This window comes from Arthrobacter sp. MP_M4, assembly GCF_035984855.1.
GTDB lineage: Bacteria > Actinomycetota > Actinomycetes > Actinomycetales > Micrococcaceae > Arthrobacter.
This window is the reverse complement of the sequence record NZ_JAXCHX010000001.1, coordinates 496,169-512,440: the sequence shown is the minus strand read 5'-3', so window position 1 is coordinate 512,440 and position 16,272 is coordinate 496,169. Positions and strand designations below refer to the sequence as shown.

The window sequence follows — 16,272 nt, the reverse complement described above, 5'->3', positions numbered from 1 at the left end:
ATTTTTCTCGATTTCAGGCCTCTGGCCGTTCTGCCATCCATGTTGACCTCTCTTTGTTCACTTCACAATAATTTTACTGTACGATCGTCCGTATAGTTGAATTGGCGGCTCGCATATCACCCATCCAGCTTCGCCCCCTGATCGCGTCGCTCACGCCGGTCGCCAAATAACCCTACCGAGCCCCGGGAGGCCTGGCTGACATCGAACGCGGACAGAGGCGAGCTGAATGGATACCGACTACAGCAGTGACCCGGGTTGCGGCAGGCACCCGCAGTAAGAACGGCCACACCTACGGATGAAACAGAGGAAACCATGGATTCGACAAAGAGCCTTCCCGTTGCCGTGATCGGCGCCGGCCCGATCGGCCTGGCCGCCGCGGCCCACCTGATCGAACGCGGCCTGGAACCACTGATCTTCGAAGCGGGGCCCTCCGCGGGCGCCGCGATCGAGCAGTGGCGCCACATCCGGCTGTTTTCGCCGTGGCAGTACAACGTCGATGCCGCCGCCGTCCGCCTGCTCGCAGCCTCCGGCTGGGAATCACCCGGGCCCACGGCCCTTCCCTTCGGCGGGGAACTCATCGACCAGTACCTGACCCCGCTGGCCGCGCTCCCGGCCATCAGCTCGCAGCTGCAGACCGGCGCCAGGGTCATCGCCGTGACCCGCGCCGGGATGGACAAGACCCACACCCGCTACCGCGAGAACACACCGTTCATCGTCCGGGTCGAGCACGCGGACGGAGAAACCCGCGACCACGCCGTGGCCGGGGTCATTGACGCCTCCGGTACCTGGTCCACCCGCAACCCGCTGGGAACCTCCGGGCTTCCCGCCATCGGCGAAGACACCGCCGCGGACCGGATTTCCTCGCCCCTGCCGGATGTCACGGGCCGTGACCGTGCGGCGTTTGCCGGCCGCCGTGTCCTGGTGGTCGGCGCCGGGCACTCCGCCGCCAACACCCTGATCAACCTCGCCGACCTCGCCAAGGAAGAACCGGGCACCCGGATCCTCTGGACGGTCCGCGGCGAGTCCGCCTCGAAGGTCTACGGCGGAGGGGATATGGACGGACTGCCCGCCCGCGGCCAACTCGGCGCCCGCCTGCGCCGCCTCGTCGAGGCAGGAACCATCGAACTGCACACCGGCTTCGGCATCAGCTCGCTGAAATCCCTCGCCTCGCACGTCACCGTTGGATCCGTGGACGGCCGGACCCTCGAGGCCGACGTCGTAGTTCCCTGCACCGGGTTCCGCCCGGACCTGGACATCCTCCGGGAACTCCGGCTGAACCTGGACCCGGCCGTGGAGGCCCCCACCGAACTCGGCCCGCTGATCGACCCGGAGTTCCACTCCTGCGGCACAGTCCCCCCGCACGGCGCAGCATTGCTCGCTCACCCGGACAAGGACTTCTACATCGTCGGCATGAAGTCCTACGGCCGGGCGCCGACCTTCCTGCTCGCCACCGGCTACGAGCAGGTCCGCTCCGTGGCCGCCGCCCTGGCCGGGGACCGCGAGGCCGCGGACACCGTCCAGCTCGAACTCCCCGAAACCGGCGTCTGCTCCTCCGACGCCGGCACCAGCTGCGACGTCCCGGCAGCCGCCGCCGTCGCATCCGAGTCCTCGTGCTGCGCCGCTCCCGAGCCGATGCTCGTCGGCTTCCCCACCGGGCTGTCGCATGGTCGCTCCGGCGACCACAACTGAACCGGACTTCCCTTCCATGAACCACGTCCCTGGAGTGCTGAGATGACGGAAGACCACGACGACATCCTGTACGCGGTCGATGTCGTCATCGACCCTGGCAACGAGGCGAAAGTCGCTCCAGGCGATGGCACCCGCCGTGACGTCTGGGATCGTGACGTCTGGGATACGGGCGCGCCCTCCGGTCGCGGCATCGAAGGCATGGATCGCATGCGTCGGGTCCGGGACGACATTAAGGGCCGGGTCCAGAAGCTGTATGCACTGCTGACGGGGAATTAGGAAATGACTGCCCCGGAGATATCCCGGACACTGGTCGCGGAGGGTGCACCGCGCGGCGGACTGGCCGCGCTGTGTATTACCCAGACCACCGGAGGGGGCATCCTCTACTACGCCCTGCCCGCCGCGGTTCACCCGATCAGCATGGACACGGGCTGGGACCCCGCTCTCGTCACCGGAGCCTTCTCGGCCGCGCTGTTCGTCTCCGCCGCCGCCGGTATTCTCGTTGGCCGTGTTCTGGACCGGACCGGGCCGCGCAACCTCATTGTCGCAGGCTCCGTCACCGGCGTGCTGGCCCTGGTCGTGGTGGGACTGGCACCGAGCCTGCCTGTGTTCTATGCGGCCTGGCTGGTCGCCGGCATCGCGCAGGCCGCGGTGCTATTCCAGCCGGCGTTCACGATGATCAGCCGCTGGTACGGACCCGCCCGCATCCGGCCCCTCACCGTCCTGACCCTCACCGCAGGATTCGCCTCCACCATCTTCGCCCCCCTTACCGCAGCCCTCAGCAACAGCATTGGCTGGCGGGCCGCTTTTCTGGTTCTCGCCGGCCTGCTCGGTGTCATTACAATTCCACTGCACGCCCGTTACCTCAACCGATCATGGACCTCAGCTCCGCACCGGGACCTTATCGCCACCGATAGGACAGAGCTCGGAGCCGTCCGTCGCAGCCCTGCATTCATCGGCCTGCAGGCCTTGATGGTCCTGCTCTGCCTCGGTCTCTACACCGTGACGCTGAACATCATCCCTGTGCTGATGGAAAAGGGCGCCGACTACACCACGGCCGCGCTCGGCTTTGGACTTGTAGGAGCAGGAGAGGTCGGCGGCGGCCTGCTCTTCGCGACCATCCCGGCCACTGCACGTATATCTGTCATCACCGGAACCGCCACGGGTGCCATCCTCGTGCTGGCTCTCCTGCCAGGACCGGCACCCATGCTGGTCGCCGCCGGCATGCTCGCCGGTGCCGTCCGCGGGTGCCAGACACTACTGCAGGCCACGATCGTGGCCGACCGGTGGGGAACAACGAGCCTCGGCACCCTGCAGGGAAGCTTCGCCGCACCCATCACTGCCGCCGCCGCCCTCGCCCCGGCAGCCGGCTCAGTAATCGCAACCTGGCTCGGCAGCTACACCTCCATGACCTACGCCATGGCGGCCGTCACCGGAACCGCTGCACTCATCGCAGCCACGCACGTCTCCAGAGGCCCTAAAAGTCAGATGAAAGATGGTTTGACGGACCAATCGCACTCGGAGCCGGGTGGAAGTGCCCATTGCACCTGATCGGCTTCCGCCACGACGTTCGCAGCTGCCTCGAACAGAATCTGAGATTCCTGACCTACCGGCTATGTGTCGATTCGCTGGTCCGCATCGGATACTGTCTCCATGCATATCAGCACCACCACGGCACAGCAGCAGCACGACAAGGTGCCCCGGCCGGAGGATTGAACTGGTCCCCGAGTATTGGACTGGCCAAGTAAGACCCTAAGCCGCGAGAGCCTGAGTCCGGTATTGCACCGGGCTCAGGCCCTCCAGCTTTGTCGAGATCAGTTCGGTGATGTACCAGCGGATGTATTCCTTCAGCTGGGCTGCCAGCACGTCGGTGCTGAGGAACCGGATACGGGAAGAGCTCTTCCTTGAGGTGGCCGAGGAAGTTCTCCATCACGGCGTTTTCGTAGCAGTTGCCCTTGTGTGACATCGGCTGGATCGCACCGGTGCCTTGCAGAAGGTTCCGCGACGAGACGTGCTGGTACCGGAAGCCCTGGTCCGAATGCAGGGGCGGTTGCTGCCCGCCCTAGAGCGCGGCCGGCACCTTGCGCAGTGAGGTGGTGGTGAGCTCCAGGTTCGGCGACGTCCCAATGGAGTAGGAGATGATCTGCCGGTCGAAGAGGTCCATGACTGGTGGGGGGTAGAGATTCCGGTCAACGAGGCTGAATTCAGTCACATCCGTTACCCAATTCCGGTTCAGGGCGTCAGCTTCGAACTCCCGGTTCACTCCGTTCTGGGCGACCCTGCCCTACTCGCTCTGGTAGGAGTTGTAACGCTTCTTCCGCCGGACTTTGCAGACGAGCCGCAGGGAACGCATCAGCTTCAGCACGGTCGTCTTCGCGACCGTCCACCCTTGCTTGTGCATCTCGGGGTGGATGCGCCGGTGCCCGTACCGGCCATGGTTCTTCTGGAAACTTTCCGTGACCGCCGCCTTGATCGCCTCTTCCGGATCAGGGGCCTGGAGGCGGGTCTGGTGATAGAAAAACGTCGACCGGGCAAGACCGGCCACCTGCAGCAGAACCGGGAGAGGAAAGTCAGCCTTGAGGCCTCACCGCCGTTCTTGCGCACTCAAGGCCCGCCATGTTCCCACGTAAGCCACTTCCGCCAGCAGCCGTTCGTTCTCCAGCCGCAACCGCTCCAGCTCGGGTATCTCCACGGCCGGCGGGGCATCGGGTGCCCTGGGTCTGCCTTTAGGCTTGGGACGCAAAGCATCCGGGCTTTCACGGCGATACTCACGCGCCCACCTTTTTAGTAACCCGGGCGAGGACAGGCCAACCTCCGCCGCGAGATCCGGGGCAGTCTCACCCGCGATGAAGGGTTCGACCAATGCGAGCTTGAATTCGAACGAGTACACCTTTTTCCGTTGGCTTGGCCCCAGCGCTCCTCGACCATGGATCTTCCATCGCCGATAGAGAAGCCTTACCGGTCCACAAGACACGCCCAGTACCTCGCGGCCGCGCTATCCGCGATGCCCTTCTCAAACCACGCTACAGCGGCCTCGCGCTGATCCTCCGAAAACGAACTCCGTGCATGCATAAGACTGCTCCCCGAGAGTCAGAACTGATTTCTCAGTCCAACTTTCGGGGAGCAGTTCAGATCCGGCCGGGGCTCCTCTTGCATCAGCTCACCTTGTATCAGCGCTCCTTTGTCGCAGCGCTAGGATCAGGCCGCCGCGCGGACCTCCTCCTGTGAGCGGACGGCCTTCCATTCCACAATCCGGGCCTGCTGGAGCGGGGTTTTCCGGTTGAAGTGCCAGGCCGCACCCAGCAGCAGGAACCACACGGGGGTCACGAAGAGTGCCATGCGGGTGTCATCGGCCTGCGCCAGAGCCATCAGCATGAAGACGAAGAACGCGAGCACCATGTACGGCATGAAAGCGGAGCCGGGCATCTTGAAGGCCGAAGCCTCGTGCAAGGGCGGCCGGCGGCGGCGGAAGGCGATGTAGCTGATCAGGATCATGGACCACACAAACATGGTCAGCACGGACGCCACGGAAGTGACGATCGTGAACGCGCCGATCACGGAGTCGCCGGAATAGAGCAGGATGAGACCGGCCAGCAGAAAGATGCAGGAGAACAGCAGCGCGTTCTGCGGTACCTTACGGGTGCTGAGCTTTCCGAATGCCTTGGGCGCATTCCCGTCCTGGGCGAGGCCGTAAACCATCCGGGACGTTGAGTAGATTCCGGAGTTCGCGCTGGAGGCGGCGGAGGTCAGGACCACAAGGTTGATGACCACTGCTGCGATCCCCAGCCCGGCCAGCGTGAACATGCCGATGAACGGGCTGCTCGCGGGGTCGATGGTGCGCCACGGATTGACAGCCATGATGACCACCAGGGCACCCACGTAGAAGAGGAGGACACGGACCGGGATGGAATTGATGGCCCGCGGCAGGTTCTTCTCCGGGTCCTTGGTTTCGGCGGCGGCGGTACCCACCAGTTCGATCCCGGCGAACGCGAAGATGGCGATTTGGAAGCCGAGGACGAAGCCGAACATGCCGTGCGGGAACATGCCGCCGTCGTTCCACATGTTGGCCAGGTTGGCTTCCGCGCCGTTCGGGGACGTGAAGTGGGTGGCGATCATAACCGCGCCGGTGATGATCAGGGCCACGATGGCGACCACTTTGATGATGGCAAACCAGAACTCCGCTTCACCGAACGCCTTCACGGTGGGAAGGTTCAGGAGGATCAGAACCACGGGGGTGAGCAGTGCCGGGATCCACAGGGGCGTGCCGGGCGCAAGCTTGTCCACGTATCCGGCAATGGCGACGATGTCCGCCACGCCAGTGACCGCCCAGAAGAACCAGTAGGACCAGCCGGTGAAGAAGCTGGCCCAGGGGCCGAGCAGATCGCCGGCGAAGTCACTGAAGGATTTGTAGTTCAGGTTGGAGAGCAGAATTTCGCCCATCGCACGCATCACGAAAAACAGCATGAAGCCGATGATCATGTAGACGAAGATGACGGACGGCCCGGCCAGCGAGATGGTCTTGCCGGACCCCATGAACAGGCCGGTGCCAATTGCTCCACCGATGGCGAGCAATTGGATGTGACGGTTGCCGAGGGCACGAGCGAGGTGCGGTTCGCGGTTCCCGGCGCCGGAGTCACCGTGGGTGGGGGCGGCAGTGTCAGATTCAGAAATGGCCGGAGCGGCCGAGGTGGTGCGTTCAGACATGAGGCTTCTTCCTTGTCACAGGCGGTCGCAGCGGGCGGGGGCGCAGTGCGGGCCGCACGGATCCGTCAAGGCGTGACGGAGATAACAGTTTTGGCGGGTAAATCAAGCTTAGGGCGGGTATTTCGTGGTCCCAGACTTCGCTACGGCCCGCGCAGGTGGCCCGGACGGGCGGTGATGTTCCGTGGCGCTCCCGGCGGAGGCCTCAGGGCGCGTTGCGGCTGTGGCCATTGGTTAGCGTGTATAGACAGCGCGCGATAGCTTGCCCTAGAAACTCTCAAGGATCGTTTGGGTCGTCACGACGGCGGCAAAGTCTCCACCCCACAAGTTGGTCGCTGTGACCTTAGATAGGTCCGCCGCTTTCATCACCACACCGTCTGGACCTAGAAGGTCAAAAGTATGGCAAGCGTCGATGGCAACAACCGTGCTGAATCCCAGGTTGTCGGACATGCGTGCCGTGGTCTCGACGCACATGTTGGTTTGTATTCCGCAAAGGACGACTTCCTTAATGCCGCTGGTGGTGAGCCAGTCAGCAAGGTCGGGTGACCCATAGAATGAGGAATTTACTGTCTTGGTGACGGCCAAAGTCGGTTGGACGCCAGCCAAGAATGGTTTGAGTTGGGAACTACTCCGGCCCGGGTGAAACGTTGATTCACGACGCTCGGACGTGTGTGTCACCATGACGAAGGGAAGCCCACGTTCTTGCCAGCGTTCGACCAGGCGGAGGATGTTCTTTTCAGCGTCAGGGTTGTCTCGTTCTCCCCAGTAGCTGTGATCATCAAAAGTCTGTTGCACGTCGATGACGATGAGTGCCGCATTGGTTGACAGTCGGAGATCACAGCTGCTGGCCAGCGACCTCTGCGCCGATGTGTGCACTGCGTTTGTGTGAGTAGCATTATGCAAATCAGCTGTATTCATGGGTAATACTCTGCCTGCGCTCATTCGCCACAGGTGAGTGGCAGTCATGGCATTGTCCGATTGTTTCCAGCCATATACTGATCTCATGCTCTCCGTCGCCCTTCTCCTGCTTCCAGGCGCCCGGCTGTTTGATGTTGCCATCATCACCGAAACATGGTCACCAGAACGCCTTTCTTCGCCGCCCCTGGCCATCGATCTCCGCCGCTGTTCCGACGAAACCGGCCTCGTTCCGCTTACCGAAGGAGCCCTTTGTGCCGCGGACGCACCCTTGGCTTGGGCTGAGACGGCCGACGTCGTCCTGATCCCAGGCCTGGGCAACTCCAGCGTGGTCCCGGACGCCAAGTATCTGCGAGCGATCACGGAAGCGCACCGCCGCGGCGCCGTTATCGCGTCCCTCTGCTCGGGTGCGTTTGTCTTGGCAGAAACAGGCCTATTGAATGATGAGACCGCAACGACCCACTGGGGACTAACCAGCGCACTGGCTGCACGTTACCCCGAAGTCCACGTTGACCCGTCGGTGCTCTTCGTCGGCAACAACCGCGTATGGACCTCTGCCGGCGTCGCTGCGGGAATCGACCTGAGCATCCACCTCATAAGAATGCTCTGCGGCGGGCAAGCGGCAACGGCGGTAGCGAGATCGATGGTCATGGCGCCCCATCGGGCGGGGGGGCAAGCACAATTTGTGCGTTCCCCCGTGGCCGTGAAAGAACCCGACGGGGAAGCCTCGGATGTGGTTCGGTCGTTATTGGCGGCCGACCCCCGCCGAACGCGGACGGTGGCAGAGTTTGCCCGGAACGCATGCATGTCGGAGCGCACATTCGCTCGACGGTTTATGGCCGAAACTGGAACGACGCCCCATCAATGGGTGATGAACTGGCGCATCGACGAGGCCAGCCAGCTGCTGGAAGAAAGCGACGCGTCCATAGCGGAGATTGCCAGGGCCGTTGGGTACGCGACGCCGGTGACTTTTCGCCAGCGATTCCGGGACGTCAAAGGTGTGGCGCCGATGGAATATCGCCGAGCGTTTCAGATGCGAAGCTAGGATCCCGCCCGGCGCCCACAGCCGTGAAGGGATTCTTCACGCAGAGGAATCACAGGACGTGGATGCGGCCACTTTGGTGTCGGATGCCGTCCTTCATTCGATTCATCGCGACAGACCCTATGCGCGAAAGGAATGCTGGCATATTCAACGGGCTTGTGTGCACTTTGCGGACGCCCAGCGCGCATAGCAAAACGGACAAAAATGGCGAATGCGAATTTCGGTTATCTCGGATGTTCATGGAAACCAGCGCGCCCTGAACGCTGACCTGGCTGATCTGCCTGCCCGCGACGTCGATCTCACCGTGAATCTGGCCGACATCCTATCGGGCGTACTCCAACCGAAAGAGACGGCGGATCGACTCATCCCCCTGGATCTGCCAACCGTCCGGGGCAATCATGAGCGTCAGGTCCTCACGGATTCCCCGGACAAAGTGGGCCTGGCGGACCGCCTCGCCCGCGACGCAATGACAGCCGAACTCGGACTGGTTCGAATCCTTGCCCTCGCCGTTGGAGATTTCCAAGGACGTCCTCGCATTCCATGGCTCGCCCACCGATGGCCTCACCTACTTGCTTGAGAAGGTTGACCCAGATGGGGTGCGGCCCGCGACCGAGAGAGAAGTCATGGATCGTCTGGGAGACGAGTCGGAGAGGAAACTCCCGCTCTGCGGCCATACCCACATTCAGCGGTCGATGAGGCTCTCCACGGGCGCGCTCGTCTTGAATCCCGGAAGCGTCGGATGGCCCGTCTATGACGACGACGCACTCTTTCCACACCTAATGGAATCCGGCACCCCACACGCCAGATACGCAATCGCGGAGGACTCGTCAGGTCGGTGGCTTGCCGAGATTTAAGGGGTCGTCTACGACTGGGAATTGGCAGCTATAGCGGTGGAAGGCTGTGCCCGATTTGACGTTGCCCGAGCCCTCCGCGCCGGCCGCGTTTAGGAACCACCGTCCAGATGACGGCTCACCACTCGGGTGTCGCCGCGCCGCCCTTCCGTCTACTTGGTCATCAGCCAAAGGCCGATCCGAAGAATGAGTGATCGCGGCCCGTCGTCCGTTGCCGGGAGCTTCTAGACGATGGCCTGGGTGAGCGCCGCGATGGCTCCGGACATCGATCGACGAATCAGTTCGTCGCGGACTAGTCCATGTTCATCGATGGATTGCCTGGGTACGGGGACGTCGACGCAGGCGCCATCTATCAGGGTCGCACCCGTATACCCCAGAACGGTCGCCAGCGAAGCATATGTCTTTTCCGCCCTGAGGGGGGTTGTCGATGGATTGATCCACCCTGTTGGCTTATCTGAAATCTCGGCGCCGCCTATCGTCCACTCCAGCAGATTCTTGAGGGCACCAGGCATCGCCCCAGCATATTCGGGAGTGCTGACCAGCAGTGCAGACGCATCTCGAATTGCCGCCCGCAGTTCTGCGACCTCCACCGGGAGGGCATCGTGATCCAGGTCCGGATTGAAATGCGGACGACCACCTAGTCCGTTGTAAGTATCGGTGGCTAATGGGGTCCTCACCAGATCGGCAACGGTCGCGATGACCGCCGCGTTGATGGAACCGACCCTGACACTCCCACAGATCAGCAGGATTGAATGAACCACGTCTCGTCCTTAGAATCTTCAAGTTCAACGTCCCGGCTTTTGACCGGCACCAGGGCATACGTAGTGAGGAGCATACGGGTACCCGAGCATGAATGGCCTCAACGCACAGCTTCACCCAAGCCGGGAGGGCGATAATCTGCGTGGATAATTATACGGACGATCGTATAGTAGAATCGCGAATGTGAATACTTCTTCCTCGCCCCTCACCCTTGATCCCCGCGCCGCGCTGGTGATCGTCGACGCCCAAAGGGCCTTCGATGACGCCGCCTCCTGGGGTCCGCGCGATAACCCCTCCTGCGAGGCAAACATCGCCGCCCTGCTGACGCGGTGGCGAGAAACCAGCCGCCCCATCGTTTTCGTACGCCACGACTCCACCGCCCCGTCCTCGCCCCTGCACCCGGACAACCCAGGCAACGCGTTCAAGAACATCATCACTGGCACCCCGGATCTCTTGGTGCGCAAGAGCGTCAACTCTAGCTTTCACGGCACTCCCGATCTACACGCCTGGCTGCAGGAAAACGGCATCGAGGAACTCGTCGTCTGCGGAATCACCACCAACCACTGTTGCGAGACCACCGCCCGAGTCGGGGGCAACCTCGGCTACGGGGTGTTCTTCCCCCTGGATGCCACCCACACCTTCGACCGCACTGCCCTGGACGGTGAGAACGTCGCCGCAGCTTCCCTGTCCCGGATAACCGGGGTGAATCTACACGGGGAGTTCGCCACGGTAGTGACCACCGCCGGCTTGCTCGAACAGGTACCGCAACTCGCAGCCACCGCGCAGTAGCCGGAACGGACGGGACTGTCCGTTCAACGCTCCTCTATCGGTATTGAGCAACACCTTCGGCGGCTTTTCCGGAGACGGCTCAATCCGACGACGCGTCTCAATCACGATCCCGCCTTCGACGAAAGTGAGTCCATCTCAATGGGCAACGAAACAGAAGGATTTTCAGACCCTCTGATACATGTCTCCGTTGATGGCCCGGCGGCGCAGGCCGTCAGCGTGCTTTTGATTGAGCAACTTGTGACCGCGCTGGAAGCGTCCGCGGCCACGATCCGTTCCATGTGCGACGGCGACTGGCCGGCCGTGCAACGGATCTACCGTGAAGGCATCGCCACCGGCCACGCCACCTTCGAATCAGAAACGCCCGGCTGGGAGCAGTTCAACACCTCGAGACTGCCCGGCCACCGGCTCGTCGCCGAAACCGCTGAAGGCAGGGTCGTTGGCTGGGCCGCCGTCTCCCCCGTCTCGGCCCGCCCCGCGTACTCGGGTGCGGTCGAACACTCTGTCTACATCGCAGCCGTTGCACGCCGGCAAGGCCTGGGCGCAGCGCTGCTGCAGGCCTTGGCAGACTCCACAGAGGGTGACGGGATCTGGACCATCCAGGCCAGTGTCTTCCCCGAAAACGAAGCCAGCCTCAGACTCCACCTCGCAAACGGCTATGTCGTCATCGGGCGCAGGCAGCGTATCGCCAGGATGACCCACGGGCCGCTTACCGGACAGTGGCGCGACACCATACTGATTGAGCGCCGCTCCCCCACCATTTGAACGCCGGCGCGTCCCGGCCCCCCTCAAATCACCGGCGAAAACTGACGTCCCGCAGCCGACAAGAGCTCCCACGCTCGAGCACAAGGAGCGCGCCGCCGTGATTGGGCGCGACGGGCATCCGGTGCCCATCCACGTGATCGATGGCGCCGGCCACCACCCCCATTGACGCACCCCGATGCAGTGGCGCGGCTCATCGACGTCGGCCTCGAGCGTCAATAGACGCCGACCCCTCTGCCGGTCCTACCGCCCCATTGTTGGGGAGATCAATGGAACGCAAGGATGAGGTAGAGGGCCGCCAGCGCGAACGTGGTGGGGGTCATGATTAGGCGTTCGGGTTTGCTGCGGGAGATCCCGTTCATGAGGACGCCGAGCACGAAGTATGCCGTCATCACCCACATGGTGATTGCCGTAAAAGATTCGCTGACCAACACCGGGACCAGGCCAACCTTGGCCAGCGCCGCATACGCGAAGAGCGCATACACGGCTATGGATACGGCGCTCCCGATTCTCAGTTTTGCGGGGAGGACGCGGTGTTGACCGCCCCACGCCGCCCTGCCCAGCGGAGCTCCGGCGATAAGCACGACCTGAAAGACGGCCAGGCCAGCCAGAAGTGCGCATGCGAGTATTGCGAAAAGCTGATCCAACGGCATCTAAATCCATCCTCTTGTCCGGTGCCAAGCAATTTATGGGGCGCGTTTCTTTCCGGGCCTGTGGGGCTCTCCGTGATGCGACCCCTCTGGGGCACATCCTGCCCCAAAGATGACCAGAGGCACGGCACCCCCGGCCGCGCATTGTCATTCCAGGACCACCGGACCCCAGCTTTCCCAGTAGGCGGAGGACAGCGACCACGCCGCTCCGTCCGCGGACCTGACGAAGGCCTGGAATTCGGTCCTTATCCGGCCGCTAGGCAGCGCCCGCGGCCAGTTTTCGCGCAGACTACCCCGCGTCGTGCCGAAGGATCATGAGACGCCCTTGGGGTCGGGCATGTAGCCGGCGAACGGCGGGTAGTCCGTGAAGCCGTGCCGTTCATACAGCCGCCGGGCGGCGCGGAAAAATCCTGACCTCCCGTCTTCAGGTACAACCGCCGGTAGTCGTTGTGCCGGGCCTCCGCCAGGAGGCGGCGGAGCAGCGCCGAGGCACCGCCGCGCCCGCGAGCTGCATTCGCGGTGCGCATCGACTTGATCTCAACGTCGCCGGGGCCAGGTGCTTCAGCGCCGCGCGGCCCAACAGCCGCGAGTCCTCCCGCGCGGTCCAGAAGCCGATGCTGGGTCCGGCCAGCGCCGCGGGATCAAGGGCGTGGAGGCTTTCCAGTGGGGAGGTCGCGTACAAGTCAGCGAGGTGTTCGCCCAGAATCCGCAAAACGCCCTCCCGATCCGGGGTGTCGCGCCCATTCAGGACGGCGCCCTTGGCGGTCGTTCCGAGCGGTTCGATTCTTCCCGATTTCAGGCCCCTGGCCGTTCCGCCATCCATGTTCATCTCTCCTCTGTGCGCTTACTCGAAAATTATACTGTACGATCGTCCGTATAGTTAGAAGCTCGCCCTATCGCTTCTTCTGACTTGCCCCATTTGTGGACCTATCCGTGGCGGCAAAAGGCCGGCCGTTGAAATTCAAGATTCTAAGGAAGACCCATGCAGACAACCCTGACGCATATCGGCACCGCAACGATGCTCGTTGATTTCGGCGGCCTCACATTCCTCACCGATCCGGTGTTCGACCCCGCCCCCACTGAGTATGTGTCCGGGCCGGTGGTCCTGCGGAGCACCGTTGAGCCGGCCATATCCGCAGGCGAACTTCCGCCGTTTGATGCCGTGCTGCTCAGTCACGACGAGCACCCGGACAACCTCGACGCTGCCGGCAGGAGGCTGCTGGAGGGGAAGCCCGTCATGACCACCCAAAGTGGCGCGGGACGGCTGGGCGGCCAAGCGGTTGGTATCGCCCCTTGGAGCAGCCACACGTTCTCTGTGGGGGACAAATCCGTGATCATCACAGCGACACCGGCGCATCATGGTCCGGCGGGTGACGTGGTCGGCTTCATTCTCCGGGTCCCCGGCGAAGAGAAGGTCCTCTACATCTCCGGTGACACCACCTACGAAAGCGACCTTGACCGCATCGGCGACCTGTTCTCGGTCGGCGTAGCGGTACTGCACCTCGGCGCGGCAAAGTTCGCCATCCTCGGCGACCAGATGATCAGCATGGACAGCGCGAACGCGGCGAAGTTCTCTGCCGTCCTCGGCGCCGACGCCGTGGTGCCCATCCATTTCTCCTCGTGGGAACACTTCACGGAAACGGAAGACGAGATCGCCGCTTCATTTGCCGAAGCCGGCCTGACTGACCGCCTGAAATGGCTCACCCCGGGGGTGCCGCGGGTCCTTGAGATCTAACCACCGGGGCCGCGAAGGAATCCAACCTCGCGACAACCACGGGCAGCGGTGACGGCCGAGACTTCTGCTATGACCTTCCCGCCTGCCGGTCCCACCGGGGACCGGCAGGCACCTGCCAACTGAACCCGCATCACCTACGGATGAAACAGAGGAACCCATGGATTCAGCGAAGAATCTTCCCGTTGCAGCGATCGGCGGCGGACCTATCGGTCTGGTCGCCGAGGGCGCCGCCATCGAGCAAAGGCGCCGCATCAGGCTGTTCTCCCCGCGAAACCGGGGGATGCAATGAACGAGACCCATAAGGCGGTTCTTCAGGTCACGGCCACAGACCGCGTCAGCATGGACTCCATGCTGGGACGGGCCGAGCAAAGGCTAAGGGACCGAGCCATCAAGTTGCGTAGGGGCGGCATCCTCATCACCAGGGAAAGCATGTCGTCGTTTTTGCTCGAGATCAGCGACGAGGTCCCTTTCGGTCTTACCGTGGAGCGCCAACGGTGGTCGCCCTAAAAGTGCGGAATCCTCCTCAGGGACCGAATACCTCAATGGGTTTTCATTAAGGCCCATCCGGCCATCAAAGTAATCCTGCGCGGGCGAGAGATCCGACGGGCAGCGATCCAGGAAGTTCACGCGACCGCCCCTGGAACTGGTCCGCCACCGGCTCTCCGAAATGATGGAAAACCCCGAACCGGTCATGCGGAGGATCGTCCGCGTATTCATAGACGACGGGACCTTCTGTCCGGAATTCCAGTTCCTCCCCGGCGGAGAACTCCAACCAACCATCACAGCGCTCTTTCGTAGAGCCATGGAACTGGGTACCCACATAGCTACTTCACCCTCTGGATTCTCACCCCATCCAGGGCTCTTGCCGGGGGCGCGCCCGGTCGACCATCTGAAGGCCAACCCTGCTTCCCTGCTTCGCGCGCTGGAGTCCTACGGCTGGCGCTAGGATTGCTTCTTGAAGGCCCTGGTGGGGTGCGTCGCGTTGCACAATGGGGCTCATCTACGACAACTAGGATTTGGCAGCCCTCACGCCGACGCGGCTCGCCACGGAGGAATCCGAAGGAACCGGTGCACTGGAAGGGCGCATGCTCGACAATCTGAGGGGACTGGAAGACGCAACGGCACGGCCTACCTGGAGTTTGTGGCCAATACTCTCGTCGGTGCACTCTCCCACTTCCCTCCCCTGACCCCACCAACGCACACGCATCGTTTGGGAGGTCAAGAACCACGCCGGGGCAGTCCCATCCAGATGCTCCACGGACACCACGGCCATTCGTCGCAAAACGTCGGGTAAACGTCGGCTGGACTCAAAATCGGGAAGGAGAAAAGCCTTCCAATCCAACGTCTCCGCAGTTCAGAATGCTTTTGCAGTGGAGCTAAGGAGATTCGAACTCCTGACCTCTTCGATGCGAACGAAGCGCTCTACCAACTGAGCTATAGCCCCGAAGCAACGCCGGTCCCGAAGGAACGGCGTTGCCGGTGTCCCTAGGCTACAAACTATCTGCGCTCTTTGCCAGCCAGCCGCGGAAAGTCTCACCGGCGTGGCGTTCCTCCGGCACCAGGTTCAGCCCCGCGCGCAGGTATTTTCCCATCGCGCCGGGCAGCGCAATCCTCACCAAGCGGCCATGGGAGCCGGTGGCGGCCTTCCACTCCAGCGCGAGCTCCCCCATGTCCTGGATCTCGGGGCCGCCGACGGTCCTCGCCCTGTGCCGCGGTCCCGACGCCTTCTTCAGGGCCTCCGCCAGCAGCTCCCCCGCGACGTCGGCGGGTGCGATCGGCTGGAACCGGGCGCCTTTGACTACGGGGATGATCCGCAGCTTTGAACCGGCGGCAAACATGGTCGCGAGGAGGGAATGAAACTGTGTCGCCCGGAGAACGACGGTTTCCAGCCCCGATCGTTGAAAGACGAGTTCCTTGGCTGCCTTTGAGGCGTAGTAGCGGAAGCGGCTCTGGTCGCAGTTGACGATCGAGAGCACGACGGCCTTGGCCACGCCGGCGTCCTGGGCTGCGGCCAGCAACCGGGCGCCTCCGTCGGCGAAGTTGGCTTGGGCCCGTCCGGAACGCCCCTCCAGACAGTCGATCACGACGCCGGCCCCTGCCAGTGCCGCCGCCAGCCCCTCGCCGGTGCGGACATCCGCCTGGAAGTACTCTGCCCCGGCTGCCCGGTCCGCTGATCCGACGTGCGGTGGATTCCTGCAAAGCGCCGCCACCGAGTGGCCTTCCGCCACCGCCAGCCGCACAACTTCCCGTCCCACCTGGCCGGTTCCGCCGGCAACACAAATCCGAGTCATGCCCTGAGGCTACCGCGTCCGCGGTTCCTCGCGGCCGCGGCGGGTGAATTTCGATCACTGGGCACAAAAAAGCCCCGGGCTGCCACTGCGGGCG

General features: G+C 63.2%; 21 protein-coding genes and 1 tRNA gene. 10 read left to right on the top strand and 12 right to left on the bottom strand.

Going from position 1 to position 16,272, the window contains the following annotated elements; genetic code table 11:
* Nucleotides 1-312: 312 nt before the first annotated feature.
* Genes RCH15_RS02535 through RCH15_RS02525 form a run of 3 tightly spaced genes read left to right on the top strand, consistent with a single transcriptional unit; the run spans nucleotide 313 to nucleotide 3,237 of the window.
* Nucleotides 313-1,689 carry an FAD-dependent oxidoreductase gene (locus RCH15_RS02535; protein ID WP_326957689.1) on the top strand — a complete coding sequence of 459 codons (1,377 nt, stop codon included), beginning with the start codon at nucleotides 313-315 and terminating at the stop codon, nucleotides 1,687-1,689.
* Between the two features lie 42 nt (nucleotides 1,690-1,731).
* Nucleotides 1,732-1,965: a hypothetical protein gene (locus RCH15_RS02530; protein WP_232085225.1), complete on the top strand. Its 234-nt coding sequence runs from the start codon at nucleotides 1,732-1,734 to the stop codon at nucleotides 1,963-1,965.
* Between the two features lie 3 nt (nucleotides 1,966-1,968).
* A complete protein-coding gene (locus RCH15_RS02525; RefSeq protein WP_326957686.1) occupies nucleotides 1,969-3,237 on the top strand; it encodes an MFS transporter in 1,269 nt (422 codons plus the stop codon).
* A gap of 201 nt (nucleotides 3,238-3,438) precedes the next feature.
* Here RCH15_RS02525 and RCH15_RS02520 read toward each other — a convergent pair whose 3' ends face one another.
* The 6 genes from RCH15_RS02520 to RCH15_RS02495 all read right to left on the bottom strand — a co-directional run bounded on the left by RCH15_RS02520 (nucleotide 3,439) and on the right by RCH15_RS02495 (nucleotide 7,305).
* Nucleotides 3,439-3,573, bottom strand: a complete 135-nt coding sequence (locus RCH15_RS02520) for an IS3 family transposase (RefSeq protein ID WP_326957731.1) — start codon at nucleotides 3,571-3,573, stop codon at nucleotides 3,439-3,441.
* Between the two features lie 175 nt (nucleotides 3,574-3,748).
* The gene (locus tag RCH15_RS02515; RefSeq protein ID WP_326957684.1) at nucleotides 3,749-3,898 is read right to left on the bottom strand and encodes a hypothetical protein; all 150 of its coding nucleotides are present in this window, start codon (nucleotides 3,896-3,898) and stop codon (nucleotides 3,749-3,751) included.
* Between the two features lie 72 nt (nucleotides 3,899-3,970).
* A complete protein-coding gene (locus RCH15_RS02510; RefSeq protein ID WP_232085228.1) occupies nucleotides 3,971-4,231 on the bottom strand; it encodes an IS3 family transposase in 261 nt (86 codons plus the stop codon).
* Between the two features lie 39 nt (nucleotides 4,232-4,270).
* On the bottom strand, nucleotides 4,271-4,576 hold the full coding sequence (locus tag RCH15_RS02505; RefSeq protein WP_326957678.1) for a helix-turn-helix domain-containing protein: 306 nt from the start codon (nucleotides 4,574-4,576) through the stop codon (nucleotides 4,271-4,273).
* A gap of 308 nt (nucleotides 4,577-4,884) precedes the next feature.
* Nucleotides 4,885-6,390, bottom strand: coding sequence for an amino acid permease (locus RCH15_RS02500; RefSeq protein ID WP_326957676.1), 1,506 nt, complete (start codon nucleotides 6,388-6,390; stop codon nucleotides 4,885-4,887).
* A 264-nt stretch (nucleotides 6,391-6,654) separates the two neighbouring features.
* Nucleotides 6,655-7,305 carry a cysteine hydrolase family protein gene (locus tag RCH15_RS02495; RefSeq protein ID WP_326957674.1) on the bottom strand — a complete coding sequence of 217 codons (651 nt, stop codon included), beginning with the start codon at nucleotides 7,303-7,305 and terminating at the stop codon, nucleotides 6,655-6,657.
* Between the two features lie 85 nt (nucleotides 7,306-7,390).
* Between RCH15_RS02495 and RCH15_RS02490 the strand changes: the two genes are divergently transcribed.
* The 3 genes from RCH15_RS02490 (at nucleotide 7,391) to RCH15_RS02480 (ending at nucleotide 9,198) form a co-directional block, all read left to right on the top strand.
* Nucleotides 7,391-8,347: a GlxA family transcriptional regulator gene (locus RCH15_RS02490; RefSeq protein ID WP_326957672.1), complete on the top strand. Its 957-nt coding sequence runs from the start codon at nucleotides 7,391-7,393 to the stop codon at nucleotides 8,345-8,347.
* A gap of 208 nt (nucleotides 8,348-8,555) precedes the next feature.
* The gene (locus tag RCH15_RS19070) at nucleotides 8,556-8,921 is read left to right on the top strand and encodes a metallophosphoesterase family protein (protein ID WP_442784499.1); all 366 of its coding nucleotides are present in this window, start codon (nucleotides 8,556-8,558) and stop codon (nucleotides 8,919-8,921) included.
* Nucleotides 8,854-9,198: a metallophosphoesterase family protein gene (locus tag RCH15_RS02480; protein ID WP_326957668.1), complete on the top strand. Its 345-nt coding sequence runs from the start codon at nucleotides 8,854-8,856 to the stop codon at nucleotides 9,196-9,198. The genes RCH15_RS19070 and RCH15_RS02480 overlap by 68 nt, the downstream gene beginning before the upstream one ends.
* Before the next feature lie 221 nt (nucleotides 9,199-9,419).
* Here RCH15_RS02480 and RCH15_RS02475 read toward each other — a convergent pair whose 3' ends face one another.
* On the bottom strand, nucleotides 9,420-9,956 hold the full coding sequence (locus tag RCH15_RS02475) for an NADPH-dependent FMN reductase (RefSeq protein ID WP_326957666.1): 537 nt from the start codon (nucleotides 9,954-9,956) through the stop codon (nucleotides 9,420-9,422).
* A 181-nt stretch (nucleotides 9,957-10,137) separates the two neighbouring features.
* On the opposite strand from RCH15_RS02475, the gene RCH15_RS02470 reads away from it, so the two are divergent.
* Nucleotides 10,138-10,743, top strand: coding sequence for a cysteine hydrolase family protein (locus RCH15_RS02470; RefSeq protein ID WP_326957664.1), 606 nt, complete (start codon nucleotides 10,138-10,140; stop codon nucleotides 10,741-10,743).
* A 276-nt stretch (nucleotides 10,744-11,019) separates the two neighbouring features.
* Entirely contained in the window at nucleotides 11,020-11,505 is a 486-nt protein-coding gene (locus RCH15_RS02465) for a GNAT family N-acetyltransferase (protein WP_326957729.1), read from the top strand.
* A gap of 263 nt (nucleotides 11,506-11,768) precedes the next feature.
* On the opposite strand, the gene RCH15_RS02460 is transcribed toward RCH15_RS02465, so the two are convergent.
* The 3 genes from RCH15_RS02460 to RCH15_RS02450 all read right to left on the bottom strand — a co-directional run bounded on the left by RCH15_RS02460 (nucleotide 11,769) and on the right by RCH15_RS02450 (nucleotide 12,981).
* A complete protein-coding gene (locus RCH15_RS02460; RefSeq protein ID WP_326957662.1) occupies nucleotides 11,769-12,155 on the bottom strand; it encodes a hypothetical protein in 387 nt (128 codons plus the stop codon).
* 242 nt (nucleotides 12,156-12,397) lie between these two features.
* Complete coding sequence (locus tag RCH15_RS02455; RefSeq protein ID WP_326957660.1) at nucleotides 12,398-12,679, bottom strand: hypothetical protein; 282 nt, start codon at nucleotides 12,677-12,679, stop codon at nucleotides 12,398-12,400.
* Nucleotides 12,577-12,981 carry a hypothetical protein gene (locus tag RCH15_RS02450; RefSeq protein WP_326957733.1) on the bottom strand — a complete coding sequence of 135 codons (405 nt, stop codon included), beginning with the start codon at nucleotides 12,979-12,981 and terminating at the stop codon, nucleotides 12,577-12,579. The genes RCH15_RS02455 and RCH15_RS02450 overlap by 103 nt, the downstream gene beginning before the upstream one ends.
* Nucleotides 12,982-13,134: 153 nt before the next feature.
* On the opposite strand from RCH15_RS02450, the gene RCH15_RS02445 reads away from it, so the two are divergent.
* Both RCH15_RS02445 and RCH15_RS02440 read left to right on the top strand, forming a co-directional pair.
* The gene (locus RCH15_RS02445) at nucleotides 13,135-13,887 is read left to right on the top strand and encodes an MBL fold metallo-hydrolase (RefSeq protein WP_326957658.1); all 753 of its coding nucleotides are present in this window, start codon (nucleotides 13,135-13,137) and stop codon (nucleotides 13,885-13,887) included.
* Between the two features lie 285 nt (nucleotides 13,888-14,172).
* Entirely contained in the window at nucleotides 14,173-14,394 is a 222-nt protein-coding gene (locus tag RCH15_RS02440) for a hypothetical protein (RefSeq protein WP_326957655.1), read from the top strand.
* Nucleotides 14,395-15,258: 864 nt separating this feature from the next.
* Here the strand turns inward: RCH15_RS02440 and RCH15_RS02435 are convergent.
* A tRNA-Ala gene (locus RCH15_RS02435) sits at nucleotides 15,259-15,331 on the bottom strand.
* Nucleotides 15,332-15,377: 46 nt separating this feature from the next.
* Nucleotides 15,378-16,178: an SDR family oxidoreductase gene (locus RCH15_RS02430; protein WP_326957653.1), complete on the bottom strand. Its 801-nt coding sequence runs from the start codon at nucleotides 16,176-16,178 to the stop codon at nucleotides 15,378-15,380.
* Between the last annotated feature and the right edge of the window lie 94 nt (nucleotides 16,179-16,272).

Bases quoted from the DNA above. Each gene is read 5' to 3' on its own strand.
- RCH15_RS02455 (WP_326957660.1), bottom strand. From the start codon at position 12,679: ATGCGCACCGCGAATGCAGCTCGCGGGCGCGGCGGTGCCTCGGCGCTG.
- RCH15_RS02465 (WP_326957729.1), top strand. From the start codon at position 11,020: ATGTGCGACGGCGACTGGCCGGCCGTGCAACGGATCTACCGTGAAGGC.
- RCH15_RS02530 (WP_232085225.1), top strand. From the start codon at position 1,732: ATGACGGAAGACCACGACGACATCCTGTACGCGGTCGATGTCGTCATC.
- RCH15_RS02450 (WP_326957733.1), bottom strand. From the start codon at position 12,981: ATGAACATGGATGGCGGAACGGCCAGGGGCCTGAAATCGGGAAGAATC.
- RCH15_RS02445 (WP_326957658.1), top strand. From the start codon at position 13,135: ATGCAGACAACCCTGACGCATATCGGCACCGCAACGATGCTCGTTGAT.
- RCH15_RS02535 (WP_326957689.1), top strand. From the start codon at position 313: ATGGATTCGACAAAGAGCCTTCCCGTTGCCGTGATCGGCGCCGGCCCG.
- RCH15_RS02440 (WP_326957655.1), top strand. From the start codon at position 14,173: ATGAACGAGACCCATAAGGCGGTTCTTCAGGTCACGGCCACAGACCGC.
- RCH15_RS02525 (WP_326957686.1), top strand. From the start codon at position 1,969: ATGACTGCCCCGGAGATATCCCGGACACTGGTCGCGGAGGGTGCACCG.
- RCH15_RS02495 (WP_326957674.1), bottom strand. From the start codon at position 7,305: ATGAATACAGCTGATTTGCATAATGCTACTCACACAAACGCAGTGCAC.
- RCH15_RS02490 (WP_326957672.1), top strand. From the start codon at position 7,391: ATGCTCTCCGTCGCCCTTCTCCTGCTTCCAGGCGCCCGGCTGTTTGAT.
- RCH15_RS02500 (WP_326957676.1), bottom strand. From the start codon at position 6,390: ATGTCTGAACGCACCACCTCGGCCGCTCCGGCCATTTCTGAATCTGAC.
- RCH15_RS19070 (WP_442784499.1), top strand. From the start codon at position 8,556: ATGCGAATTTCGGTTATCTCGGATGTTCATGGAAACCAGCGCGCCCTG.
- RCH15_RS02430 (WP_326957653.1), bottom strand. From the start codon at position 16,178: ATGACTCGGATTTGTGTTGCCGGCGGAACCGGCCAGGTGGGACGGGAA.
- RCH15_RS02460 (WP_326957662.1), bottom strand. From the start codon at position 12,155: ATGCCGTTGGATCAGCTTTTCGCAATACTCGCATGCGCACTTCTGGCT.